The sequence below is a fragment of the Desulfovectis peckii genome (assembly GCF_055391705.1).
This window is the reverse complement of the sequence record NZ_AP042409.1, coordinates 1,545,142-1,569,312: the sequence shown is the minus strand read 5'-3', so window position 1 is coordinate 1,569,312 and position 24,171 is coordinate 1,545,142. Positions and strand designations below refer to the sequence as shown.

At 43.6% G+C, this 24,171-nt stretch carries 28 protein-coding genes; 27 read left to right on the top strand and 1 reads right to left on the bottom strand.

Going from position 1 to position 24,171, the window contains the following annotated elements:
* Positions 1 to 23: 23 nt before the first annotated feature.
* From spoIIIAC to ACZ5NG_RS07615, 27 genes are all read left to right on the top strand, one after another.
* Complete coding sequence (gene spoIIIAC / locus ACZ5NG_RS07745) at positions 24 to 224, top strand: stage III sporulation protein AC (protein ID WP_464251245.1); 201 nt, start codon at positions 24 to 26, stop codon at positions 222 to 224.
* 19 nt (positions 225 to 243) lie between these two features.
* Positions 244 to 645 carry a stage III sporulation protein AD gene (spoIIIAD, locus tag ACZ5NG_RS07740; RefSeq protein ID WP_464251244.1) on the top strand — a complete coding sequence of 134 codons (402 nt, stop codon included), beginning with the start codon at positions 244 to 246 and terminating at the stop codon, positions 643 to 645.
* 11 nt (positions 646 to 656) lie between these two features.
* Entirely contained in the window at positions 657 to 1,844 is a 1,188-nt protein-coding gene (gene spoIIIAE, locus ACZ5NG_RS07735) for a stage III sporulation protein AE (protein ID WP_464251243.1), read from the top strand.
* A gap of 34 nt (positions 1,845 to 1,878) precedes the next feature.
* Complete coding sequence (gene spoIIIAF, locus ACZ5NG_RS07730) at positions 1,879 to 2,478, top strand: stage III sporulation protein AF (RefSeq protein WP_464251242.1); 600 nt, start codon at positions 1,879 to 1,881, stop codon at positions 2,476 to 2,478.
* An 18-nt stretch (positions 2,479 to 2,496) separates the two neighbouring features.
* On the top strand, positions 2,497 to 3,096 hold the full coding sequence (locus tag ACZ5NG_RS07725) for a hypothetical protein (RefSeq protein WP_464251241.1): 600 nt from the start codon (positions 2,497 to 2,499) through the stop codon (positions 3,094 to 3,096).
* A gap of 29 nt (positions 3,097 to 3,125) precedes the next feature.
* Positions 3,126 to 3,671: a SpoIIIAH-like family protein gene (locus ACZ5NG_RS07720; RefSeq protein ID WP_464251240.1), complete on the top strand. Its 546-nt coding sequence runs from the start codon at positions 3,126 to 3,128 to the stop codon at positions 3,669 to 3,671.
* A gap of 164 nt (positions 3,672 to 3,835) precedes the next feature.
* Positions 3,836 to 5,743, top strand: a complete 1,908-nt coding sequence (accB, locus tag ACZ5NG_RS07715) for an acetyl-CoA carboxylase biotin carboxyl carrier protein (protein ID WP_464251239.1) — start codon at positions 3,836 to 3,838, stop codon at positions 5,741 to 5,743.
* 12 nt (positions 5,744 to 5,755) lie between these two features.
* Positions 5,756 to 7,120, top strand: a complete 1,365-nt coding sequence (gene accC, locus ACZ5NG_RS07710) for an acetyl-CoA carboxylase biotin carboxylase subunit (protein ID WP_464251238.1) — start codon at positions 5,756 to 5,758, stop codon at positions 7,118 to 7,120.
* A 68-nt stretch (positions 7,121 to 7,188) separates the two neighbouring features.
* Complete coding sequence (locus ACZ5NG_RS07705) at positions 7,189 to 7,587, top strand: Asp23/Gls24 family envelope stress response protein (protein WP_464251237.1); 399 nt, start codon at positions 7,189 to 7,191, stop codon at positions 7,585 to 7,587.
* A 112-nt stretch (positions 7,588 to 7,699) separates the two neighbouring features.
* Positions 7,700 to 8,236 (top strand): alkaline shock response membrane anchor protein AmaP, encoded by a 537-nt coding sequence (gene amaP / locus ACZ5NG_RS07700; RefSeq protein WP_464251236.1) that lies wholly within the window; start codon positions 7,700 to 7,702, stop codon positions 8,234 to 8,236.
* A 40-nt stretch (positions 8,237 to 8,276) separates the two neighbouring features.
* Positions 8,277 to 8,480 (top strand): DUF2273 domain-containing protein, encoded by a 204-nt coding sequence (locus tag ACZ5NG_RS07695; protein ID WP_464251235.1) that lies wholly within the window; start codon positions 8,277 to 8,279, stop codon positions 8,478 to 8,480.
* A 47-nt stretch (positions 8,481 to 8,527) separates the two neighbouring features.
* The gene (gene nusB, locus ACZ5NG_RS07690; RefSeq protein ID WP_464251234.1) at positions 8,528 to 8,980 is read left to right on the top strand and encodes a transcription antitermination factor NusB; all 453 of its coding nucleotides are present in this window, start codon (positions 8,528 to 8,530) and stop codon (positions 8,978 to 8,980) included.
* 61 nt (positions 8,981 to 9,041) lie between these two features.
* Positions 9,042 to 10,250, top strand: coding sequence for an exodeoxyribonuclease VII large subunit (gene xseA / locus ACZ5NG_RS07685; protein ID WP_464251233.1), 1,209 nt, complete (start codon positions 9,042 to 9,044; stop codon positions 10,248 to 10,250).
* Between the two features lies 1 nt (position 10,251).
* The gene (locus tag ACZ5NG_RS07680) at positions 10,252 to 11,118 is read left to right on the top strand and encodes a bifunctional 5,10-methylenetetrahydrofolate dehydrogenase/5,10-methenyltetrahydrofolate cyclohydrolase (protein ID WP_464251232.1); all 867 of its coding nucleotides are present in this window, start codon (positions 10,252 to 10,254) and stop codon (positions 11,116 to 11,118) included.
* Between the two features lie 198 nt (positions 11,119 to 11,316).
* Positions 11,317 to 11,553 (top strand): exodeoxyribonuclease VII small subunit, encoded by a 237-nt coding sequence (xseB, locus tag ACZ5NG_RS07675; RefSeq protein WP_464251231.1) that lies wholly within the window; start codon positions 11,317 to 11,319, stop codon positions 11,551 to 11,553.
* A 4-nt stretch (positions 11,554 to 11,557) separates the two neighbouring features.
* Entirely contained in the window at positions 11,558 to 12,439 is an 882-nt protein-coding gene (locus ACZ5NG_RS07670) for a polyprenyl synthetase family protein (RefSeq protein ID WP_464251230.1), read from the top strand.
* A gap of 900 nt (positions 12,440 to 13,339) precedes the next feature.
* Positions 13,340 to 13,927 carry a hypothetical protein gene (locus ACZ5NG_RS07665; RefSeq protein WP_464251229.1) on the top strand — a complete coding sequence of 196 codons (588 nt, stop codon included), beginning with the start codon at positions 13,340 to 13,342 and terminating at the stop codon, positions 13,925 to 13,927.
* A 23-nt stretch (positions 13,928 to 13,950) separates the two neighbouring features.
* Positions 13,951 to 15,846, top strand: a complete 1,896-nt coding sequence (dxs, locus tag ACZ5NG_RS07660; protein WP_464251228.1) for a 1-deoxy-D-xylulose-5-phosphate synthase — start codon at positions 13,951 to 13,953, stop codon at positions 15,844 to 15,846.
* Between the two features lie 17 nt (positions 15,847 to 15,863).
* Entirely contained in the window at positions 15,864 to 16,676 is an 813-nt protein-coding gene (locus ACZ5NG_RS07655) for a TlyA family RNA methyltransferase (RefSeq protein WP_464251227.1), read from the top strand.
* Positions 16,673 to 17,203 (top strand): hypothetical protein, encoded by a 531-nt coding sequence (locus ACZ5NG_RS07650; RefSeq protein ID WP_464251226.1) that lies wholly within the window; start codon positions 16,673 to 16,675, stop codon positions 17,201 to 17,203. The genes ACZ5NG_RS07655 and ACZ5NG_RS07650 overlap by 4 nt, the downstream gene beginning before the upstream one ends.
* Positions 17,200 to 18,063, top strand: coding sequence for an NAD(+)/NADH kinase (locus tag ACZ5NG_RS07645; RefSeq protein WP_464251225.1), 864 nt, complete (start codon positions 17,200 to 17,202; stop codon positions 18,061 to 18,063). The genes ACZ5NG_RS07650 and ACZ5NG_RS07645 overlap by 4 nt, the downstream gene beginning before the upstream one ends.
* A complete protein-coding gene (mnmM, locus tag ACZ5NG_RS07640) occupies positions 18,056 to 18,628 on the top strand; it encodes a tRNA 5-(aminomethyl)-2-thiouridylate-methyltransferase MnmM (protein WP_464251224.1) in 573 nt (190 codons plus the stop codon). The genes ACZ5NG_RS07645 and mnmM overlap by 8 nt, the downstream gene beginning before the upstream one ends.
* Positions 18,621 to 19,079 (top strand): arginine repressor, encoded by a 459-nt coding sequence (gene argR / locus ACZ5NG_RS07635; protein ID WP_464251223.1) that lies wholly within the window; start codon positions 18,621 to 18,623, stop codon positions 19,077 to 19,079. The genes mnmM and argR overlap by 8 nt, the downstream gene beginning before the upstream one ends.
* Positions 19,080 to 19,085: 6 nt before the next feature.
* Positions 19,086 to 20,771, top strand: a complete 1,686-nt coding sequence (gene recN / locus ACZ5NG_RS07630) for a DNA repair protein RecN (protein WP_464251222.1) — start codon at positions 19,086 to 19,088, stop codon at positions 20,769 to 20,771.
* A 217-nt stretch (positions 20,772 to 20,988) separates the two neighbouring features.
* A complete protein-coding gene (gene spoIVB, locus ACZ5NG_RS07625; RefSeq protein ID WP_464251221.1) occupies positions 20,989 to 22,380 on the top strand; it encodes a SpoIVB peptidase in 1,392 nt (463 codons plus the stop codon).
* Positions 22,381 to 22,531: 151 nt separating this feature from the next.
* Positions 22,532 to 23,293 carry a sporulation transcription factor Spo0A gene (gene spo0A / locus ACZ5NG_RS07620; protein ID WP_464251220.1) on the top strand — a complete coding sequence of 254 codons (762 nt, stop codon included), beginning with the start codon at positions 22,532 to 22,534 and terminating at the stop codon, positions 23,291 to 23,293.
* Between the two features lie 187 nt (positions 23,294 to 23,480).
* Positions 23,481 to 23,657 (top strand): Spo0E family sporulation regulatory protein-aspartic acid phosphatase, encoded by a 177-nt coding sequence (locus ACZ5NG_RS07615; protein WP_464251219.1) that lies wholly within the window; start codon positions 23,481 to 23,483, stop codon positions 23,655 to 23,657.
* A gap of 83 nt (positions 23,658 to 23,740) precedes the next feature.
* On the opposite strand, the gene ACZ5NG_RS07610 is transcribed toward ACZ5NG_RS07615, so the two are convergent.
* A complete protein-coding gene (locus ACZ5NG_RS07610) occupies positions 23,741 to 24,166 on the bottom strand; it encodes a YaaR family protein (protein WP_464251218.1) in 426 nt (141 codons plus the stop codon).
* Positions 24,167 to 24,171: the final 5 nt, after the last annotated feature.

Here is a 24,171-nt window from a genome sequence, read left to right as displayed (position 1 = left end):
TAATAGACTTGGGAGGGACACACATGGGCGGGATAGACATCATTTTTAGAATTGCCGGTGTGGGCATTATTGTAGCGGCACTGCATACCGTTTTAAAACATGCGGGTAAAGAGGAGTATGCCCATTGGGCAACCGTAGGCGGTGTAGTGCTGATTTTAATTTGGATTGTGCAGTTTTTGGATCAGTTTATTACTGAAGTAAAGTCGGTATTTAATTTATTTTAACCGCTTAAGGGTGGAGCTTATGGAAATTTTTCAAATAGTTGGCTTAGCTTTGGTGGCTACGATTTTGGCCGGTGTGATTAAGTTCGGTCATCAAGATTTTGGTGAAGATTTTGGTGTACTTATATCTCTCTCTACCGGTTTAATTATCTTCTTCCTTATCATCGGCCCAATTGGCTCAGTTTTCCAAGTACTGAAAGATTTAGCCGCTCAGGCAAATATAAGCATGGCTTACCTGGGTACCATTTTGAAAATTGTCGGTATCGCTTATATAGCCGATTTTGGGGCGCAAATTTGCCGTGACGCCGGCGAGGGGGCGCTGGCATCTAAAGTGGAATTTGCCGCCAAAATTTTGGTGTTGGTATTGGCCATTCCCATCATAGTTGCGGTGATGCAGGCTTTATTGAAAATTATACCGGCTTAAGGTGTGATGATATGAAAAAGTCAGCAATTTTGTTCACTTTTTTGATTTTGCTTTTAACAGCGGCGCTGCCCCAAATACCTTTGGCCGCAGCGCAAACTGAAAGCGGACAACCTGTGGAAACGGTCGTTGATACCTCGCTGTTGGACTTAAATGCAGTGGAGGAAGCCGTGCAGCAGTTTGATGATGCCATTCAGCAGGCGCTGCCCTGTACGGATTTTCGCACCTTAGTGACAAAATTTGCTCAAGGTGAATTGGAGTGGAGTATTAGTGAATTTTTTAAAAGAGCACTACAGCTTATCTTTAATGAAGTAGTGGCCAATGTATCACTACTGACCAAGCTTGTCGTATTGGCCATCATTACTGCGGTACTGCAAAACTTAATGAGTGCCTTTGAAAAGGCTACTACCGGTAAGATGGCTTATTTTGTTTGCTACTTAGTTTTAGTTACTTTGGCGGTAAGTTCATTTACTTTGGCGATTAATATCGGGCGTGAGGCGGTTGATGATATGGTTTCCTTTATGCAGGCGCTGCTGCCGGTTTTATTGACCTTGTTGACGGCGATGGGGGGGATTACTTCGGCGACAATTTTTCATCCCGTTATTTTAGGAAGTATTGCGGTTATCGGTACGGTGATCAAAAATATCGTGCTGCCGTTGCTCTTTTTTGCGGCGGTGCTCAGCATTTTAAACGGAGTTTCCGCTAAGTTTAATGTTTCACGGATGGCCGATTTATTAAAAACGATCGGTTTTACCTTGTTGGGATTGTGTTCAACGATTTTCCTCGGAATATTGGCAGTGCAGGGTGTAGTCGGGGCAGTTGCTGACGGTGTGGCCCTGCGAACCGCTAAGTTTACAACCGATGCCTTTATCCCGGTAGTGGGCGGCATGCTTTCCGATGCGTTGGAAGTTGTTATGGGCACCGCTTTATTAATGAAAAATGCCGTCGGTGTAGCCGGAGTGGTGATTATTATATTAATCACCCTGCTACCGGTAATAAAAATATTAGCCATTGCTTTTATATATCGCTTGGCGGGAGCATTAGTGCAGCCCATTGGTGACGGACAAATTGCCGACTGCCTGACCTCACTGGGTAACAGCTTAATTGGCGTGTTCGGTGCAGTGGCAACGGTCGGTATTTTATTTTTCTTTGCCATTGCCATAGTGGTGGGGATGGGCAATCTTACGGTAATGCTGCGCTAGGAGGTGACACAAGCTGGAGGAACTGCGCCAATTAGTGCAAAGCCTGGTAATCATCGTTATGTTGGCGGTGTTTTTAGAACTGCTGCTGCCTTCAAGCACGATGCAGAGTTATGTCAAGATGGTAATGGGGCTGTTGGTATTGATTGCCGTACTGGAAACGGTGTTTGCCTTTATTGGTACGGATTTCAACATGCAGGTACCGGAAATATCTGCCACTTCCCTTGACACATGGGAAAAAATTCAGGCCGATGCTGAACAGCTTTCGGAACATTATAAAAACCAATCATTAGAAGACTACCGTCAGGGAATCAGCAAACAAGTTTTAGCCCTGGCCAACTTAAATCAACAGGTGAAAGTAACAGCGGCCGAGGTGGAAGTAAATACCGAAGAAGGAGAAAGCTTCGGTCAGCTGCAGATGATTAAGTTAGTTGTGCAGCCGCAGCAAACGACATCGGAGGGAATAAGCACCATTCCGCCGGTAGAAATAGCGGTGAGCGAAGAGGAACAGCCGGAAAAAGAAATAAAGCTGACAAAAGAAACCATGGAGGCGGTAGAAAAAATGGTTGCTACGGTTGCTGATTTTTACAACCTGTCTCATGAGCAAGTGCAGGTAATATATCAAAATGGGGAATAAAGTGGGGAGGTAAGTGCTTTGTTTAAAGATTTTTTCAAGGGCGGAGAAAAAGAAAAAATAAGGTGGTTAGCTACTGCTTTTGCCGTGCTGGTAGGCTTGTTTTTCTTAATTGGCGGCAGTCCCTTTGATACGTCGGAAAAGCCGGCTGACCCGCTGCCGGTGACTCCACATGATGGCAACGAGCAAGTAAAAGACATACAAACGGCACAGCCCAGTATAGCTGAGGAAGAACGTTATTTAGCCGAGAAACTGAAAGCAATGCTGGAGCAAGTGGAAGGAGCGGGAAAGGTGGAAGTAACCGTGCGTCTGCAAAGTTCATCCCGCGCTGAATATGCCATAAACACTACTTCCAACACCAAAACTACCCAAGAGAAAGATCAGGCCGGTGGAACGCGCGTATTGACCGAGGATAACGACAGCGATCAATTAGTGCTGATTCAAAGCAAAGACGGCACGGAAATACCGGTATTGCAGCAGGAAACCGCTCCTAAAGTGTCAGGCGTGCTGGTGGTGGCAGAAGGGGCTGCTAAGCCGGAAACCAAAGCCAAGCTTTTTAGAGCGGTTCAAGTAGGCTTGGGTGTAGAAGCCCAAAAAATCCTGATCTTGCCTAGAAAGTAAATCCGCGATGCTGGGGGGAGTGAATACCGGTGAAAATAATCATGCCGAAACGGGGAATGTTTTTATTGGTGCTGCTGATTTTTGCAGTGACGTTAATTGCTATCGGCTATAAGGGAATCGGGGATTATCCTGCTACCGAAACCACCACGGCCAGCATTACTGAGGAATATGAAGAAAATAACATAGCGGAAAAGGAAGCGGAAGAAGAGGAGGCTGGCGCTGAAGAGGAGAATTTCTTTATTGAATACCGTTTGGAAAGGGAACGGACACGTGGTCAACAAGTAGAGTTGCTGCGGGAAATTATCAATGATCCCAACACCGATGCGGAAACACGCCAAAAAGCCCAGGAAGATTTATACACCATAACCCATAATATTGGCAAAGAAATGGAGATAGAAAATTTGATTCGCGCCAAAGGTTTTCGTGATGCAGTGGTTTTAACCAAAGAGCAGGGAGCGACTGTTGTCGTTCAGGCGGAGAGCTTAACTACCGAGCAGGCAGCCAGAATTGCCGAAATAGTTAGCCGCAATACCGGGATATCGCTAAATAATATAGTAATTATTCCCAGATTATAAATAAAAACAGTTTTTAAATATTTTTTAAATATTATGTATACTTACAGCGAAACGGTTCCCAATAAAATATAGTTATAATATAATAGTTTTGTCCTTGACTTTTTGCCTGAATTAAAATGCTTAGCGCAAGCTAAGTTTTGCTTTATAATTAGGGGGTACAGTTGATGAAAAAACATCGGGTTAAAATCACGGATACCACGTTGCGCGACGGCCATCAAAGTTTGTGGGCTACCCGTATGCGTACTGAAGATATGCTGCCCATTGCCGAAAAATTAGATCAAATGGGATACCATTCGCTGGAAGTTTGGGGTGGGGCAACTTTTGATGTCTGCCTGCGTTATTTGTATGAAGATCCTTGGGAAAGATTGCGTGAAATTAAAAAGGTAGTTAAAAATACTCCTTTACAGATGCTTTTAAGAGGGCAGTCGTTGGTTGGCTATACCCATTATCCCGACGATGTTGTGGAAGCTTTTGTTTACAAGTCGGTGGAAAACGGTATAGATATTATCAGAATATTTGACGCTTTAAATGACGTGCGCAATATGGAAACGGCAATTAGAGCCACTAAAGCAGCCGGTGCTCATGCACAGGCTACGGTTAGCTATACCGTCAGCCCGGTGCACACCACAGAACTTTATTTACAAACTGCCGAGCAATTAGCGGAAATGGGTGCCGACTCTATTTGTATTAAAGATATGGCCGGCTTATTAGCCCCTTATAAGGCCTATGAGTTGGTAAAATTATTTAAAGAAAAAATCGGTCTGCCGATACAGCTACACTGTCACTATGTTGGCGGTTTGGCAGTAGGTACTTATTTGAAAGCTATCGAGGCCGGGGTGGATGTGGTTGATACCGCATCAGTGCCGCTTGCTTTTGGTTCATCTCAACCGCCGGTAGAAACCGTGGTAAGAGCTTTGAAGGCCACGCCTTATGACACCGGCTTGTCACTCCCGGCACTCTTTGAAGTGGCCGATTATTTTGAAAACCTGCGCAAGCGCTTAGGTTATCAACGTGGGGTAACACGCATTAACGATATGCGGGTGTTTGAACACCAAGTGCCCGGAGGCATGATTAGCAACTTAGTTAGCCAGTTGCAAGAACAAAAAGCATTGCATCGGTTAAATGATGTATTAAAGGAAATCCCCAAAGTGCGTGAGGAATTGGGTTATCCCCCGCTGGTAACACCAACCAGTCAGATAGTTGGTACACAAGCGGTATTAAATGTACTTACCGGCCAGCGTTATAAATTAATTCCCGGAGAAGTGAGAGCATATGTAGAGGGGTATTACGGTGAACCGCCGGCCCCCATTGACCCTGCTATTTCTCGCAAAGTTTTGGGTGACAGGGAAATGATCAAGTGCCGTCCGGCAGACTTGTTAGAGCCCAAAATGGATAAACTAAGAGAAGAGATCAAAGATTTGGCACAATCGGAAGAAGATGTCATTTCTTATGCTCTGTTCCCCCAAATTGCCCGCCGATTTTTCCAGGCCAGAGCAAGAGGAGAACTTGCAGAAAGAGCGAAAGAAGAACTGGCAAGGATTATGAAGGTAAACGGCAAAGAAATAAAAGAGGGGAATAAAGATGCTCCCAAGGAGGTTAAAAAAGTGGATTTAAAAGATTTAAAAGAACTGATTAAGATTTTAAATGAAACTGATATATCTGAGCTGTCATTGGAAAGTGACGGCATGAAAGTAGCTATTAAAAAAGGAGCTAACCGCGAAGGCGTTACCGTTAGCAAAGCGGAAGTAACTGACAGCGGTGCAGCTACCGAAAAACCGGCAGTAACCGCACCTGCGGCACCGCCAAAAACCGAAGAAACAGACCTGGAAAATGTAGAAACCGTTACTGCACCTATGGTAGGTACTTTTTACCGGGCGCCGGCTCCCGATGCCGATCCCTTTGTAGAAGTCGGTCAACAGGTAGAAGTCGGTCAGGTGCTGTGCATTATTGAAGCCATGAAGCTCATGAACGAAATTGAGGCGGAGGTATCCGGTCAAATTATCGATATTTTAGTAGAAAATGGCCAACCGGTTGAATATGGGCAGCCGTTGTTCTTAATTAAGAAGCAATAATTAGGAGGCAATATGTTTAAAAAAATACTAATTGCTAACCGAGGAGAAATAGCTTTAAGAATTATACGTGCTTGCCGGGAAATGGGCATCCGCTCTGTGATTGCTTACTCAGAGGCTGACCGGGACAGTATGCCGGTGCGTTTAGCTGACGAGGCTTACTGTATTGGTCCGGCTTCTCCCGATAAAAGTTATTTAAACATCACCAATATTATCAGTGTTGCCGAAATGTCCGGGGCCGAGGCTATTCATCCCGGCTATGGCTTTTTAGCGGAGAATGCCAATTTTGCAGATATATGTGAGAGCTGCGGTATTACCTTTATCGGCCCCTCAACGGAAGCAATTGAAAAAATGGGCAATAAAGCTTTAGCCCGCCGGACGATGATTGAAGCCGGTGTTCCGGTGGTTCCCGGTTCCGAAGGGGTAATCAGGGATGCGGCGGAAGCGGCGGAAATTGCCGATGAGATTGGTTACCCCGTACTGATTAAAGCTTCTGCCGGCGGCGGCGGCAGGGGCATGAGGATTGCGCATAACCGCAATGATTTAATGCACTCCATTGCTGCAGCCCAAGCGGAAGCCCAGGCCGCTTTCGGTGATAACGGGGTTTATATTGAAAAATATGTTGAACAACCCCGGCACATAGAATTTCAAATTTTAGGCGACAAGTATGGCAACATAGTCAGTTTGGGTGAGCGTGATTGTTCTATTCAGCGCCGCAACCAAAAATTGTTGGAAGAATCACCTTCCGTTGCCTTAACACCTTCGCTGCGCCGCCGCATGAGTGAGGCGGCAATTAAAGCGGCTAAAGCGGTAAATTATTACAACGCCGGAACAGTGGAATTTTTATTGGACAAGTACAATAAGTTTTATTTCATTGAAATGAACACTCGCGTGCAGGTAGAGCATCCTGTAACCGAGATGGTTACCGGAATTGATATAATTAAGGAACAAATTCGCATTGCTGCCGGCGAAGAGCTGGGCTATCAGCAAAGTGATATTAAAATAAAGGGCTGGGCAATTGAATGCCGTATTAACGCTGAAGATCCCAGTAATAATTTTATGCCGCGTCCCGGTACCATAACTGCCTTTTTTGCCCCCGGCGGGCCGGGAGTGCGGTTTGACAGCGCTATTTACCAAGGATACAGCGTGCCACCTTATTATGATTCGATGATTGGCAAGTTGATTGTTTGGGATACTGATCGGGATAAAGCAATTGCCCGTATGGAACGTGCTTTAAATGAGCTGATTATCGAAGGTGTTCCTACTACTATACAATTTTATAAGCGGATTTTATCCAATGCTTTTTATCGCCGCGGTGAAGTATACACCAATTTCATTCAGCGTAGAATTTTAGCTGAAGATGATCTAAAGTTGCGGTAACTGGTATTGTTTGGTATAATCAAACCACTAAATCAGCTAATTGATAATATTTAATGGAGGTAGAAGCATTGGAAAAAAGGGATGTTTATTATGATCGGACGTCACTGGGGTCAATCCGCATTGCCGATGAAGTTGTGGGCATAATTGCCGGCCTGGCGGCAACCGAAGTTCAAGGTGTAGCCGGCATGAGCGGCGGAATTGGCGGCGGAATTGCTGAAATGCTCGGCCGCAAAAACCTTTCCAAAGGCGTTAAGGTTGAAGTAGGTGAAAAAGAAGCAGCGGTAGATATATATGTGATCGTTGAATTTGGCGTGCGCATTCCGGAAGTAGCCGCCGATATTCAAAACAACGTGAAACAAGCCATTGAAGGAATGACCGGTCTCACCGTGGTGGAAGTAAATATTCATGTACAAGGTGTAGCATTTCCCAGTGAGGGGCGTGAAGAAGAACCTGCGCGGGTAAAATAATATCTCTTAAGAATTAAACACGACAGTGAGACAAGAAGTGGGAGAATTATCACCCCACTTCTCTTCTTGTTTGATTAGAACTTAGAGCTCATATTATTATGGGGGTGTGCCGGTGAGCTTATTTGACCGTGGTTTGTTAGCAGTTTATGCTCTGATTGTGACGGTGCTGTTAATTGCAGCTGTCCCCGTCTTAATGGGATGGTGGTCGGAACCGTTGGATATACTGCTAAGGGTGCCCTTTGTTTCCGATGACAGTGCCGTTTTATGGGTTGCAATGGCAGCACTTATTTTGGCGGGTTTGCGCCTTTTGTACGCGGCAGTGCGCCCAATTGGCGAGCAGCGTTCGGTGGTTCATGAATTTTCTCTGGGTGAAGTGCACATAACACTGCCGGCCATTGAAGAATTGGTTAAAAAAGCGGCTTATCAAATAGAAGGTGTACGGGACATTAAACCACGCATAACCTCCTCAAAGGCAGGAATTGGCATTGCCATTCGGGCAACAGTTACTCCTGATATCAACATTCCGGAAGTTTCTAAGAAAATTCAACACCATGTGAAAGATTATATTTTTGAGGTAACAGGAATTTCAGTACATAGTGTCAAAGTAATGGTAGAAAATATATCAACCAACCGTCCCCGGGTGGAATAAATGTAGCGAGGTGTAGACTGTGGGGGGTTTTAAGCAAATCATGCAGGAAATACTGACGCATCATCAAGGTAAGGCGCTGGGAGTAGTGCTTGGTTTGGCATTTGGTTGGTTTGCGATATGCTATGGTCTTTTTAAAACCCTGTTCGTTACTTTATGCATTGCCGTTGGCTATGTAATAGGCAAGAGAGCAGATGACAATGCGAATATCAAAAACATTTTTGATAGATTGTTTCGAGGCCGATAATAATAATAACTAATCATGTTCGGTATTTTTCAGGAGGTAAACTAATTTTGAGCAGAAGGAAAGCTAGGGAAGCTTCACTACAAGTTATCTATGCCGTAGAAGTGGGGAAAATAGACGTAGAAGAAGCTTTCCGCCACGTTTTTGAAGAGTTTGCCGCTAAGCCACAAACACAAGCATTTGCCCGACAACTTGTTAAAGGCGTACTGGATCATAAAGAAGAGTTGGACGGGATTATTAAGCGCTTATCTAAAGGTTGGGATATTAACCGCTTGGCGATAGTGGATCGAAATATTATGCGCTTGGCTTTATATGAGATCATGTATGAAGAAACAATACCTTATGCCGTATCAGTTAACGAAGCGGTAGAATTAGCAAAAGTTTTTGGGGCGGAAGAATCTGCACGTTTTATAAACGGTATTTTAGGCAGGGTAGTGCAGAATCCGGAATTATATAAACCTGAGCCAAAAACAGAACACTCCCACCCTGTTGAGCAGGGGTAGAGTGTTTTTTTAGATCTTCAGAAAATTTAGAATATGATTTTTAAAAGGGGTTAGCTTATTATTGATAGGTATATTTACTGTAACGGACGTAAATCGTTACATTAAAGAAAAACTGGATAATGATTACCTTTTGACCAATATCTGGGTTAAGGGAGAAATATCTAACTTAAGACAGCCGGGTTCCGGTCACATTTATTTTACCCTAAAGGATAGCTTAAGCTGTATAAAATCAGTAATGTTTCGTTCTCGGGCGAGCCGTCTGTTGTTTCAACCGGCTAACGGTATGGCTGTAACGGTGCGCGGCTATATCTCGGTTTACGAACGTGATGGCTGTTACCAGCTATATGTTGAAGAAATGGAACCGGACGGACTGGGAGCTCTGCACCTTGCCTTTGAACAACTAAAAGAAAAACTGCAAAAGGAAGGATTGTTTGCTGCTGAACGCAAAAAGCCGCTGCCCCAATATCCCAAAACAATAGCCTTAATCACATCTCCTACCGGAGCGGCAGTAAAAGACATGATAAAAATTATTACCAAGCGTTGGCCGCCGGCCCAAATTGTGCTGGTGCCGGTTTTGGTCCAGGGAGAAAGTGCACCGCTGGATATAAGCCGCGGGTTAGAGCAAGTAAACCGCTGGGGTGGGGCAGACGTGATTATCGTCGGTCGTGGCGGCGGCTCACTGGAAGAACTGTGGGCCTTTAATACTGAAATGGTTGCCCGTGCGGTTGCGGCATCAAAAATACCGGTAATTTCTGCAGTTGGCCATCAAACCGATTACACCATTTGCGATTTTGTTGCCGATGCCCGTGCTGCCACCCCGTCTGCGGCAGCTGAAATGGTGGTGCCTGATAAACCGGAAATTAAGCGCTATTTGCAGATGCTGCAGTTGCGCTCTGAACGCTCGCTACGGCAGCAGATCAATCATTATCGACAGCGTTTAATGCAGGCCTGGCATTCAAAGGCCTTAAATTTACCGGAAAGGCTGATTTTAGATACTCGGCGACAAAACGTAGATGTACTGTTAAGGGATATGATTAAGAACGTGCGTTTACTGCTGACGGATAAAGGCAGGCAGTTAGGAAATTTAGCCGGCTCACTGCAAAGCTTAAGTCCGCTGTCTACTTTGGCCAGGGGATACAGTTTGTGTTTTGACGAAAAAGGTGATTTAATTAAATCAGCTGAACAGGTTTCTGTCGGTTCAAATGTTAATTTGGTACTGTATCAGGGTAAGTTAGCTTGTACCGTGAATAAAGTGGAACAGGAGGTATAATATGGCTAAGATATTGGACGGAAAAGCAATTGCAAAGACCATTAAAGAAGAATTGAAAGAAGAAGTTCAACAATGGCAAGCTAAAGGTATTAATCCCTGTTTAGGATTGTTGTTGGTGGGTGATGAACCGGCATCAATAGCCTACGCGGACTTTTTAAATAAAGTTTCCAAAAGCGTAAATATTAAATGCTATTTAGAAAAACTGCCTGCTACAGCGGATGAAGACACGGTGATATCTAAACTGGACGAACTTAACCATAACAAAAATATTCATGGCATTCTGATTTTGATGCCCCTTCCTGAGCATATAGACAAACAAAGGGTGATGGATACTATTTTACCGGCTAAAGATGTAGATGGCCTACATCCGGTAAACCGCGGCTACATATTGAGCGGCGGCCAGTGTATTTATCCGGCCACGCCCCTGTCTTGTTTGGAAATATTGCGTCGGTCGGGTATTAGCTTGGCGGGTAAACATGTTGTCATTGTCGGTCGGGGTGAAACGGTAGGTAAGCCTTTAATCTATATGGCTTTGTTGGAAAATGCCACGGTAACGGTATGTCATTCCAAAACACCGGATCTTGCCCGCTTTACCAAAAGTGCCGATATTATCTTTTCAGCGGTAGGGAAGCCGGGATTGATTACGGCGGACATGGTTAAACCGGGAGCGGTAGTGGTAGATGCCGGCATCTCTGAGGTAAACAACAAAATTGAAGGCGACGTAGACTTTGAGGGCGTAAAAGAAGTGGCCGCAGCTATTACTCCGGTGCCTGGCGGTGTGGGCAGCTTAACAACCGTGATCATGCTGAAAAATTTGCTTAAAGGTATTTCCATGCAGCAGGCTATTAAAGAAACAATAGTTAAATAAAGCTGGCAGTCAAAAACAGTATAAGTAGCGAGTAAAAACTGATGATCAGGCAGTGATCAAGCCGGTGAATTGATGCGAAATAAGAAGCCGGTTTGATTACTGCTGACTGTAATTTATTAGCTAAATTGTTAGGAAAGGCTGTTTTAAAGATAAAACACCGGAATTGGCGCCGCAGCGGTTTTAATGAGGAGGTTTCTCATGCCAAATAATGAAAAAAGTTTTGAGGAAGCACTGGAACGCCTGGAAGAAGTGGTCAAAATGCTGGAAGACGGTCAATTGCCGCTGGAGCAGGCATTGCAATTGTTTGCTGAGGGTATTGAATTAGTTAAGCAATGTAACCGGAAATTGGAAGCAGCGGAAAAGTCAATTAACGAGTTAGTGGAAGGTACAGGCGGAGAGTTTACGTTAAAAAAACTGATGGACTCGGAGGGCTAAAACAATGGATTACGTGCAACAGTTAAAACAGCGTGCCCGGTTAGTTGAAGAAGCTTTAGAACGGTTGGTGCCGGCTGAAACTGATCATCCGGAAATTATTCATCAGGCAATGCGCTACAGTTTAATGGCCGGTGGCAAAAGACTGCGTCCGGTTTTGGTAATCGGTGCTGCCGAAGCCGTAGGCGGAGATGTTGAACGAGTACTGCCCACCGCCTGTGCTGTGGAACTAATTCATACCTATTCATTAATTCATGATGACTTGCCGGCAATGGATAATGACGATTTGCGTCGCGGCAAGCCGACCAACCATAAAGTATTCGGAGAAGCCACCGCTATTTTAGCGGGAGATGCATTGCTGACGCTGGCATTTGCTTTAATGACGCAAACAAAGGGTGTGCCGGCTGAAGTGATTATTCAAACTATTCGCGAGCTAGCTGACGCCGCCGGTTCTAAAGGCTTGATTGGCGGACAGATTGTAGATACACTTTCCGCTGACCGAAAAATAAGCGCGGATACATTGGAATACATTCATCGCTGCAAAACCGGAGCGCTGTTCCGGGCAGCGGTACGCTGTGGCGCTATTTTAAGCAACGCAACAAAAGAACAGTTAAAGGCCCTTACCGATTATGCCGAAAACTTAGGATTGGCTTTTCAAATTACTGATGATATTCTTGATGTGGAAGGAAGTGTGGATAAAATCGGCAAACCGGTGGGCAGTGACGAAAAAAACCATAAGGCAACTTATCCGGCACTTTACGGATTAAAAGCAGCCAAGGAAAAAGCCCTTAGTGCAGCAAACAATGCGGTAAATGCACTTAATATATTTGGTAAAGAAGCGGATTTTTTGCGCGACACGATGCATTTTATCATTAAAAGAGATTATTAATTAAATGCAAAGGGAGATAAAACTTAAAAAAAGTATTCTAACAAAGAGTTGTTTATCTACAATTAATTTTGCTAGATTAAAGATTCAATCCGTTAATTAGTGGCCCAAAAACGTATTTGTTTGGTAGCTGTTAATTATGCTATAATTTTTATTGAGCAAAATAAGTGACGCAGTATCCTAGTCAGAATTGCCTTTTCGAAGACGGGGCTAAAAATCCGTTAAAGGGCACATCGATGAAGTTCCTGGTGCTGGCTTTCGACGCCCAGTTGGGGGTTGGTACTGGGAGTTAAGGTAATAGGGCAACCTGCAACGGCATGTGGGCCTTGACCCTGTTACCGCGGAGGCCCAAGTGCGTGGGGAGTCGTATAACGACAAACTATGGCTTGGGGTACGAACCTGCACGTGGCGAATCTGCGTGCAGCGTAGCCTGCCTTGAGTGGTAGCGGCGAATTCCGCTAGGGACTATATTTAGTCTGGGCCCATTCTAAATATAGTCTGGATGAAACCGTTACTGCAAAAGAGGCTAGAAAAGGACCAATTCTGTCGAGGAAAACTCCTAGGCTGTCTGAGTTTTTCAGGGCTTATCGGGGATTGTGGTGCGGACTAAGTGGCAATCTAGCCCCGGAACCGGTGACGGCCGGAAAAAGCCTTAAAGGGAAACCGCTGATCTGGCGACAGTCAGTGGCTTTTTGGGAAAACCTGCTAGACCTAAGCCGCAATGTTTACTCGATAAGTTGTCACTTAAGAATCGGATAATACTCTTTAATTCGGGAGGCTGCTTTTTTAAAAAAGCAGCCTTTGTCTTTATTCTAAATAACCCAGACCGAAACTATAACAACATTTCCTGATAAATATCATCAAAAAAGCAAATATTATACTTAACTTATGGGGTGGTAATTTTTGGGCAATAATAAAACCAGTGGATCGCCAAGTTACATATTTTTTATTGCCATTGGTTCTTTTTCTCTGGCAATACTTTTTGCTGTTATCTCAGAATTATTGGTACATAAGCTTAATGATTTAGTTTTGGCTTTTATTCTTTTATTTGCGATCATTCTTTTCGGTATTGTAGCTGACATATTGGCTACGGCGGTGGCTGCCGCTCAAGAAGCGCCCTTTCATGCTATGTCGACAAAACGCGTATTGGGTGCACAGCAAGGGGTAGTGTTGCTGCGCAATGCAGATAAAGTGGCTAACATCGCCGGTGATGTGATTGGCGATATTGCCGGGACGGTTTCCGGAGCAATGGGCATTTCCATTGTCGCCCGCATTTTACTGAGGCATCCTGAGCTGGATCAATTTTTGCTGAGCATTGTCACTACGGCGTCAATTGCTTCATTAACGATTAGCGGGAAAGCTATCGGCAAAAAAATTGCCTTAGACAATGCTAACAAAGTAGTGCTTTTTGCAGGTAAAGTTATGGCCAATGTTGAAAAATTAATGGGATTGGATCCTTATCGGAAAAATCGGCGTAATAAAAAGAGTTAATAAAAAAAGGTGGTTTAGCAGCTTTGGCTCTTCTTGATAAGATCAATAATCCTAAAGACATAAAAAATTTAAATGATAAACAGTTACAAAAACTGGCTGAAGAATTACGTCATACAATTATTGAAACGGTAGCTAAAAACGGTGGGCACCTGGCACCGAATCTAGGTGTGGTAGAACTGACATTGGCTTTGCACCGTGTTTTTAATAGCCCGAAAGATAAAATCATTTTTGATGTCGGTCACCAGTGTTATGTACACAAAATATTAACCGGAAGAAAAAACCTATTTCATACGCTGCGTCAATATGAAGGTATTTCCGGTTTCCCACGTTGCTCGGAAAGTGCCCATGACGCCTTTGGCACCGGTCACAGCAGCACCTCGATATCAGCGGCTTTGGGAATGGCAGCAGCCCGTGATTTATCAAAAGAACAATATTCGGTAGTTGCGGTTATCGGTGACGGTGCGCTTACCGGGGGAATGGCTTTTGAAGCTTTAAACCATGCCGGTCATTTAGGCCTGGATTTGATTGTGGTGCTCAATGATAATGAAATGAGTATTAGCGAAAATATTGGCGGCTTGGAAAAATACTTAACGCGCATTCGTACAGACCCCTTCTATACCCGAGGCAAGGATGAAATAGAAAACTTACTCAGCAAACTGCCGATGGGCAAGCAGGTACTAAAAGTTGCCGAAAGGCTGAAAGACAGCTTTAAGTACTTGGTAGTGCCCGGGATGCTTTTTGAAGAGCTTGGTTTTACTTATTTAGGGCCAATTGACGGACACAATATCAATGATTTAATTGATGTGCTGGAAAAGGCAAAGTCAGTAAAAGGCCCGGTGTTAATACACGTAATTACCACCAAAGGTAAGGGCTATCCGCCCGCCGAAGAAAATCCGGATAAGTTTCACGGCATCGGACCTTTTGACCTTGTGTCCGGGGAAGTAATTAAAAAGAGTGCCATTCCCACATATACGAGTGTCTTTAGTGACACACTGGTTAAACTGGCCGCAGAAGATAATAAGATTGTAGCTATTACCGCAGCAATGGCCAGCGGTACAGGACTGTCTAAATTTGCTGCCGCTTATCCGGAGCGCTTTTTTGATGTGGGCATTGCTGAACAGCATGCGGTTACTTTAGCTGCCGGTTTAGCCATTAACGGGTATAAGCCGGTAGTGGCAATATACTCTACATTCCTACAGCGGGCATACGATCAAGTGCTGCATGACGTGTGTTTGCAAAATTTACCGGTGGTATTTGCCATTGACCGGGCAGGAATCGTTGGGGATGACGGGGCTACCCATCAGGGTGTATTTGACATGTCGTATTTGCGCCATATTCCAAACATCACCATCATGGCGCCGAAGGATGAAAATGAACTGCAGCACATGTTAAAAACCGCTGTTGAACTAAACCGGCCATGTGCAGTGCGCTATCCACGGGGAACCGCAATTGGAGTGGAGATGGACGACAGCTTTTTGGCATTGCCGGTAGGCCAAGCAGAAGTGCTGCGCCGTGGCGGCAATTTGACCTTATTAGGGATTGGCAGCACAGTGAATATTGCCGGTAAGGCTGCAGAAGAACTGGCCCTTTTAGGGATACAGGCTACGGTTATCAATGCCCGGTTTTTAAAGCCGTTAGATGAAGAGACTATTTGTCACTATGCAGAAAAAACCGGACGATTGATTATACTGGAAGAACATGTCTTGGCCGGTGGTTTTAGCAGTGCCGTGCTGGAATTGCTGGCAGATAAAGGATTAAACCATGTTAAAGTTGTGCGTATAGGCATTCCGGATGTATTTGTAGAACACGGCAACGCGGCAATTATTCATGAGAAATATAGCTTAACGGTACAGGGGACGGTAGAAAAGGCTTTGAACTTAGTGGGCAAAAGACCGAAATTAAGAGTAGCGCAGGAATAATTGCATTGGAGGTAGTTATGGCCGGCAAAAGTAGATTAGACAAATTGCTGGTAACCCGGGGCCATTATCAAAGCCGGGAAAAAGCCCGCACAGCAGTGATGGCGGGTTTAGTTTTTGTTGACGGGCAGCGGGTTGACAAGCCTGGATTTCAAGTTCCTGCTGATGCCGTAATTGAAGTAAAAGGAAACCCTGTTCCTTATGTCAGCAGGGGTGGCTTAAAATTAGAAAAGGCTTTGCAGGTATTTAACATTGATTTAACCGGTAAAATTATGCTTGATATTGGTGCTTCAACCGGCGGCTTTACCGATTGTGCATTGCAGCGGGGAGCCGCAAAGGTTTATGCAGTTGATGTGGGTTATGGTCAATTGGCTTGGTCGCTGCGGCAGGATCCGCGGGTAGTAGTGCTGGAACGCACCAATATTCGCTATTTAACTCCGGAACAATTGGATGAATTGCCTAACTTTGTTTCCATTGATGTTTCCTTTATTTCCTTGTCAAAAGTACTGCCTAAAGTAGTGGAACTGACTACTGATGACGCTGTCGGTGTGGCCTTGATTAAACCGCAATTTGAGGCAGGACGGGAACGGGTGGGCAAAAAAGGTGTTGTTCGGGATCCGGCGGTGCATGTCGATGTAATTAACGGTGTGTTAAACGCAACCAAGGAATTGGCAATGCGTCCCATTGGCCTGACATATTCGCCAATCAAGGGTCCGGAGGGAAACATTGAATATTTACTTCATTTTACCCGCTGCAATACCGGTATCGGGCCGGAAATAAATGCCGGAACGGTAGATGAGATTGTAAAAAATGCACATGCGGAGCTAAAATGATGAAACCCTCAGATCTTTTGATACTGGGCGTTGTCATTGGTGCCCTTTTCGTTTACTATTTAATCAGGTTATTTAATAGTTATAAATTGCAGCGTCAGTCAAAAAATGCCAAAAAAGCAGAAAGGCTGGCAAGAGAGCTGCTGATTAGGCAAGGTTATACCATTGTGGCCATGCAAAAGAGAGTGCCGATTATCACAAAAATAGACGGTCGTAGTTATAAAAACCACGTACAGGCCGACTTTATTGTCAAAAAGAACGGGCTCAAATATGTAGCGGATGTTAAAACCGGAAAACAACTGGCACGTCCCACGTCAGCCGACATTAGAAGGCAGCTGCTGGAATATTACTTGATCTATCGTGTGAATGGCGTGTTACTGGTTGACATGGAGAATGAAACTATTCACAATGTAGAATTTGAAGCAAAACTACCGTTTTATAGATCCATCAACTTTTTTGCTTACCTATTAGTATTTTTGTGTGGTGGACTGGTGACATTACTGCTTGTTAAGGGAGGAAGCTTTTTTTGAAAACCATCGGTTTGGTATTAAACAAACAAAAATATCAGTTTGGCCCGGTGGTAGAAAAAGTATATCACTGGCTGCAAGAACACCAGGTTCACGTTTTGTTGAGTGACGAATGCGCTGAAGTGCTAGGCCGACCGGAAAGCGGTTACCCTTTAACAGAACTAGCCCAATCATCCGACATGATTATTGTATGGGGTGGCGACGGAACCATTCTTAACGCGGCAAGGACTGCAGCACCATTGGGGATACCGCTGTACGGTGTGAATGCAGGCAGGCTGGGTTTTTTAAGTGAAGTTGACATCCCTGATTTATTTTCCGGTTTAGAACGGCTTTTAACCGGGAGATATACTATAGAACAACGGATGATGCTGCAGACTAAAGTATATCGAGACGATAAAATGATTAGAAAAGCGATCAGTTTAAATGATGCGGTAATTTCCCGCGGAACATTTTCACGCATGATTAAGCTAAAGATTGATATTAATGAAGAATTTGTCAACAGTTATCATGCCGATGGTGTAATTATTGCCAGTCCCACCGGTTCTACGGCTTATTCCTTATCCGCAGGCGGCCCGTTGGTGGAACCAAATTTAGATTTAATGGTGATTACTCCAATCTGTGCGCACCGATTGTCGGTCAGACCACTGGTTATTGCCTCAGATAACGTGGTCACGGTAACTATCCAAACATCAGGAGAAAATATGTTAACCTTGGACGGACAGTACGGTTACCGCCTGAACAAAAACGACATCGTGCAAGTGCAGCGTGCACCGCACAACGTTAAATTTATTCGCACGCAAAACAAAAGTTATTACGATGTATTGAGAAGAAAATTGGAGGAGTGGAGCAACCCTGATGTTTAAGGCTCACAGCGTGGTAGCAATGGCAAAGGAATTCATTGCCGATTCCTTGCCGGTGGATGCTGTAGTAGTCGATGCCACAGCCGGTAACGGCCATGACACCTTGTTTTTAGCACAACAATTGAAAGGTAAAGGGAAGGTCTACTCGTTTGATATACAAAAAGAAGCATTGGAGCAGACGGCCAAACTGCTGAAAGAAAATATGCTCCATACCAATGTAAAACTTATACATGACGGCCATGAAAATATTGTCAACCACATCCAAGAACCGCTGGATGCAGTGATGTTTAACTTGGGCTATTTGCCCGGTGGCGATCACAGCATCGTTACTAAACCGGAAAGTACGGTAAAGGCATTAGAGGGTGCCGTAAAATTACTAAAGCAGGGAGGAAAAATCAGCGTTGCCGTTTACATTGGCCACCAAGGGGGGTTGCAAGAATTGGCGGCCGTAGAAAAATTTATTGCGCAACTTGATACACGTATGTACTGGGCAATTAAGATTGAATTTGTTAACCGTACTTCTGCCCCGGTTTTATTCCTAATTAGAAAGGGTGGGTTAGGTGACTAAGGCCAGGCGTCAGTTAATAATCAAAGAAATAGTGAAGAAGAAGTCAATTGAAACCCAGGAAGAATTAGTAAACGAGTTGATGAAAGCCGGTTTTGAAGTAACCCAAGCAACCGTATCCAGGGATATCAAAGAGCTGGGCTTAATTAAAATACCGGGCGAGAACGGTATATCAAAGTATGCCATGCCCAATGAACCGGTAGTGCGCCACAATGATGAGAGGTTAAAGCGCTTTTTAAAAACATCGGTGATCAATTTTGATTACTGTGAAAATCTGATTGTGCTAAAAACAATGCCGGGGGAAGCTATGGGTGTGGCTTCTGCCCTGGACAATGCTCATTGGCCGGAAATTATCGGCACTATTGCCGGCGACGATAACATACTGGTTATTGTGAAACCCAAAGAAGCCGTCACTACCGTGCTCAACAGGTTCAATAAACTGGTCAAGGAGTGATTGGCCTTGCTGTGTTCACTCTACATTAAAAACTTTGCCCTGATTGACGATATTGCCGTTGAATTCGGTTCGGGGCTAAATATATTGACCGGAGAAACCGGGGCCGGTAAATCCATTCTATTAGATGCACTGCAAGTGGCGTTGGGAGTACGTGCATCCACTGAATTTATCCGGGCGGGAGCAGATAAGGCAGTGGTACAGGCTGCCTTTGCTGTTAATGATATCGAGCGGCGATTAAATGATTTGGGTATTCTGCCCTCTGAAGATGGCATGCTGATATTATCGCGGGAGCTCAGTCGCAGCGGGCGCAATCTGTGTCGGATTAACGGTCAAGTTGTTACATTAAATATGTACCGGCAAGCCGCTGCCGGTTTGGTGGATATGCACGGTCAGCACCAGCAGCAATCCCTTTTAAGCAGTGATTACCACTTAGAATTGTTAGACAGTTACGGCGGCAAAGAGCTTCTGGAGTGTCGGCAGAAAACGGCGGAGTATTACCGGGAGTGGAAGGAATTGCAAACTAAGTTGCAGCGCTTGCAGGAAACCTCCCGCGATATTGCCCGGCAAATTGATATGTTGCAGTTTCAAGCTCAGGAAATTGAAAAGGCTAAGTTAACTGCCGACGAAGACAGTCAGCTGGAACAAGAAAGAAACATTTTAGCAAACGCCGAGAAGATCGCTAATTTGACTAATACCGTTAAAGAGTGCCTGTACAGCGGCAGCGTTAAATACCCTAATTCTGCGGTAGATTTAATTGGGGAAGCAGTTAATGCTTTGCATCAGTTAACTGATTATGATCAAAGTTTTCAAGCTTTACTGCAGGCAACGGAAAGTGCTCTCTATACACTGGAAGATACCGCCAGAGAGGTTTCCGACTATCTGAGCAAACTAGAATTTGATCCGTTGCGCTTAGACTATATTGAAAAGCGGTTAAATGAAATCAACCTATTAAAAAAGAAATACGGCGCTACGGTAGCAGAAATATTGGCTTACCGTCAAAAAGTTGTTGAGCAGCTTAACGAGCTTTCTTACAGCGAAGAAAATATTGCTGAGCTAAAAGATAAAGAGAAAAAAGCTTTAGAATCATGGAAAAAGCAGGCCGAACAGCTGTCAGCTCTGCGGCGCAAAACTGCCAAGCATTTAGAAAAAGCCGTTTTCTCAGAATTGGCGGATTTAGAGATGAATAAGGTTGTTTTTCAAGTGGGTTTTGAACGATTAACCCAACCCAGTGCCAAAGGGATTGATGATATATACTTCTTAATTTCTCCTAACCCGGGTGAACCTTTAAAGCCGCTGCAAAAAATTGCTTCCGGAGGGGAGCTTTCCAGAATAATGTTGGCTATAAAATGCCTGTTAGCAGGGGTAGATAAAGTGCCAACATTAATTTTTGATGAAGTGGATACCGGAGTAGGTGGACAAGCGTTAACTGCGGTGGGCAAAAAAATGGCCCAAATTGCTCTGCAAAGACAGGTTATTACTGTAACACACGCACCTCAAGTAGCCTGTTATGCCAATAATCACTTTTTAATTAAAAAAGAGGTAGTTGGCAACCGTACCTTTACGCGCATCAGCAAGCTTGATTATCAGGGAAGGGTGAGTGAGCTGGCGCGGATGTTAGGCGGCCAACAACCGGATGGCATTGAAGGAGAACACGCAGAAAAACTTTTAAAAAATGCCCAAGTGCTTAATTAAAGCCTGAAGCGCTGCTTCGGGTTTTTTTTATTATGAACTCAAAAATTACATATTCGCTGTATTCGGCTTAGATATTGCTTTTGGCAATTCTCGGCATAATTGTGCTTAATAATTGTAGTTTAACAAGGTTATTTTAATATTACGTACTTTTTGATTAGTTTTCTTTAAATTTCTTTATTTTAGCAATTTAAACGGAGGTGAAAAAGGAGGGGTATACTTGCAGCGGGAAAACAGAATAAAAAGTTTTTGTTTTTTTACGATTATTATTTTAGCCATAGTATGTTTCAATAATCAGGTTATGCATCTTGGAACATTGCCCCTACAAAAGAAAATATTAGCCGGGGAAACGCTGGATTTAGGCTTTAACCCGGAGCAAGAGCTTTTAAAGTACTTACATGTGGATTTAAAAACAGATACCAGTACAAATTTTAAATTTTCCCTCTATGACAGTGCACCTGTAATTACTACCCCCGGTCAGGTTGATCTTTCTGTCAAGCTTTTTGGAATAATACCGCTTCGTCAGGTTACAGTAGATGTGGTACCGGAAGTAAAAGTAATGCCCGGCGGCCATTCCATCGGCGTGATGCTGCACTCCCAAGGTGTAATGATCGTCGGACTTTCCACCATACAAGATCCCCAAGGCAATCAACATAACCCTGCTGCTCAGGCGGGCATTAAAGTTGGCGATGTTTTAGTTAAAATTAACGGTGTGCCGGTGGAAACTGAAGAACAGGTTCGTGATATCATTGCCCAATCCGGTAACAGCAACAAACCGGTTACCGTACAAATAAAACGGGATAACAAAACCTTTTCCAAAAAAATTAATCCTGCTTATTGCGCGGAAACAAAACGATATCGCTTAGGCTTACTGGTAAGGGACAGTGCCGCCGGTGTGGGAACCTTGTCTTTTTACGAGCCAAACAGTTTAATATATGGTGCACTGGGGCATGTAATTACCGATTCAGATACCGGCAAAAAAATTAATATATCTGACGGTAGAATTGTAGGTGCTTCCATTCAAAAAATAAATCGCGGGCAGCAGGGAATGCCCGGTGAAAAGGTAGGAATGTTAGATAATAATGGAAAAATATTCGGTACCATTACCCAAAATACAAATTTCGGTATTTACGGAAAACTATCAAAAAAGCTTCCCCACCCATTATTTGAAGAACCTATTCCGGTTGCATTAGCCAGTCACGTGAAAGAAGGTCCGGCAGAAATTATTACCGTGATAGAAGGAAACAAAATGGAGAAGTTTAAAGTAAATATAGAAAAAGTTTCCCGTCAACTGCAACCGGACAGCAAAAGTATGATTATAAAAATAACAGATCCCAAGTTACTGCAAAAAACCGGCGGAATTGTGCAGGGAATGAGCGGCAGTCCGATAATTCAATATCGGGACAACGGTGAACCGATGTTAGTGGGTGCAGTAACCCATGTATTTTTACAAGACAATACTAAAGGATATGCTATTATGGCTGAATGGATGATAAAGCAGGCCGGAATAAAAACTCAACAAAAAGGAACGTCTACAAGTAGACGTTCTTTTTTTTGTAACGTGACGAAAAAACGAGATATATCAAAATATTTAGCAAAAATTTATTTATAATCCAATTAGATTGTCTAGTATAGGCATTTTTTAACTTATTATAATTTTTAGTGATGACAAAGAGGACTTTGCCATTTGACTGTCGAATGATAATCACGTAGATAAAAATACAGGAAATGGAAAAAGATGAAATGGAGGCGGGGTATATTATATGGCTATTAAAGTGTTGATTGCAGATGACAATCGGGAGTTTTGTGAACTATTAAAAGAGTTTGTTAATTCTCAAGAAGATTTGACTCTGGCGGGCATTGCCTACAACGGAATAGAAGCATTAGATTTAATCGATCAACAAAAGCCAGAGGTAGTTGTTTTAGATATAATCATGCCGCACTTGGACGGCATCGGCGTACTGGAAAAGATATCTACGGGTGCAACTTCTGTTAAACCGAAGGTAATTATGCTGACCGCTTTCGGCCAAGAAAGTGTAACTCAAAGAGCGGTCGAATTAGGTGCGGATTACTATATATTAAAGCCCTTTGATTTTTCAGTACTGGCTACCAGAATTAGGCAATTGGCTAAAGGTGTGGAAGTAAATACCTACGTTGCTCCGGCAAAAACCAAGAACCTAGATGTTGCTGTGACCAATATCATCCATGAAATGGGTGTGCCGGCTCATATCAAAGGATACCATTATCTGCGGGATGCCATCCTGATGGTTATTGCCGATGTAAACTTATTAGGTGCGGTAACCAAAGAGTTATACCCAATGATTGCACAAAAATACAACACCACCCCCAGCAGGGTAGAACGGGCCATTAGGCATGCCATTGAATTGGCTTGGGATCGCGGCAACATTGAAATGATGACTAAGTTTTTCGGTTATACCATCAACTTAGAGCGGGGTAAACCTACAAACAGTGAATTTATTGCCATGGTAGCGGATAAACTGCGCATTGAGGCTAAGGTTAGTTAAGAAATGCTGTGTTTTTTAAACCCTGAAAAGTGGGAATAATAAAAGACACTGTCTGAAAAGGACGGTGTCTTTTTGCTTTTAATAAACCCCCGCTGATTTTAAAAAATTTTATCTTGCTGACCGTTTTCGACATGTTTGTGGGCAGTTATATGCTAAAATTATAACCATTGTGTGAGAGGGGAGTAAGATGAAAGATTTTTCTCAACTGATTATTAAGATGGAAAGGTTGCGCAAAGAGATGTACCGTTTAGCGGCAGAAAAGGGACTGGCCCACAAAGATGTGGTGCGGGTAAGCCAGAAGTTGGATGTTTATCTAAATGAATACAATAAGCTAAGATTTGCCGGTAATGGCCGGGCAGGCTAATTGGACAAGCCAATTCTTAGTGTTTGTTGATTGAAATAAAGTGAAATGCAAGCACCGCGTAAGAAGGCGGTGCTTTTTTGTATTTACTGATAAATATCTAAAAGCAGCCCGTTAATGTGATCTATTTTAGCGATTAAACTGATGGTATCACTTTGTTGGGTTAAAAAGTCTTTTGTTAACTGCTCTACCTCTTGATCAATAATTTCGATCCGTGTATATAAGCTGCTGTAATCAATGCTGCGGGTACGGCGAATTTTGTAATAGTTTTTTAAAATGTAGGATAAATATTCCTTAATTAACATTTTATATTGCTGGATGTCCGACTCGGTAATTTGCTGTTTTAATCGGCAGCTGATAGTGTTAATTTTTTTTAGCATTTGCTTGATTTGTTGTTTGGTATGCTCTTGACTGGCTAAATTCAGTTGGTTGGAAAATGATTTGCCTCCTTTTGCTCCTACCTTAGCAGTATCATGCCAAAAAATTTGTTTGGTCGCTCGATTAATTTTCATTGCCA

Excerpts from the sequence above, each read along its gene's own strand:
- ACZ5NG_RS07695 (WP_464251235.1), top strand. The coding sequence starts at position 8,277 with ATGCAGGAAATACTGACGCATCATCAAGGTAAGGCGCTGGGAGTAGTG.
- ACZ5NG_RS07655 (WP_464251227.1), top strand. The coding sequence starts at position 15,864 with ATGGCCGGCAAAAGTAGATTAGACAAATTGCTGGTAACCCGGGGCCAT.
- spoIIIAE (WP_464251243.1), top strand. The coding sequence starts at position 657 with ATGAAAAAGTCAGCAATTTTGTTCACTTTTTTGATTTTGCTTTTAACA.
- spoIIIAC (WP_464251245.1), top strand. The coding sequence starts at position 24 with ATGGGCGGGATAGACATCATTTTTAGAATTGCCGGTGTGGGCATTATT.
- ACZ5NG_RS07610 (WP_464251218.1), bottom strand. The coding sequence starts at position 24,166 with ATGAAAATTAATCGAGCGACCAAACAAATTTTTTGGCATGATACTGCT.
- accB (WP_464251239.1), top strand. The coding sequence starts at position 3,836 with ATGAAAAAACATCGGGTTAAAATCACGGATACCACGTTGCGCGACGGC.
- mnmM (WP_464251224.1), top strand. The coding sequence starts at position 18,056 with ATGTTTAAGGCTCACAGCGTGGTAGCAATGGCAAAGGAATTCATTGCC.
- spoIIIAD (WP_464251244.1), top strand. The coding sequence starts at position 244 with ATGGAAATTTTTCAAATAGTTGGCTTAGCTTTGGTGGCTACGATTTTG.
- xseB (WP_464251231.1), top strand. The coding sequence starts at position 11,317 with ATGCCAAATAATGAAAAAAGTTTTGAGGAAGCACTGGAACGCCTGGAA.
- ACZ5NG_RS07680 (WP_464251232.1), top strand. The coding sequence starts at position 10,252 with ATGGCTAAGATATTGGACGGAAAAGCAATTGCAAAGACCATTAAAGAA.
- ACZ5NG_RS07615 (WP_464251219.1), top strand. The coding sequence starts at position 23,481 with ATGAAAGATTTTTCTCAACTGATTATTAAGATGGAAAGGTTGCGCAAA.
- spo0A (WP_464251220.1), top strand. The coding sequence starts at position 22,532 with ATGGCTATTAAAGTGTTGATTGCAGATGACAATCGGGAGTTTTGTGAA.
- ACZ5NG_RS07650 (WP_464251226.1), top strand. The coding sequence starts at position 16,673 with ATGATGAAACCCTCAGATCTTTTGATACTGGGCGTTGTCATTGGTGCC.
- ACZ5NG_RS07670 (WP_464251230.1), top strand. The coding sequence starts at position 11,558 with ATGGATTACGTGCAACAGTTAAAACAGCGTGCCCGGTTAGTTGAAGAA.
- accC (WP_464251238.1), top strand. The coding sequence starts at position 5,756 with ATGTTTAAAAAAATACTAATTGCTAACCGAGGAGAAATAGCTTTAAGA.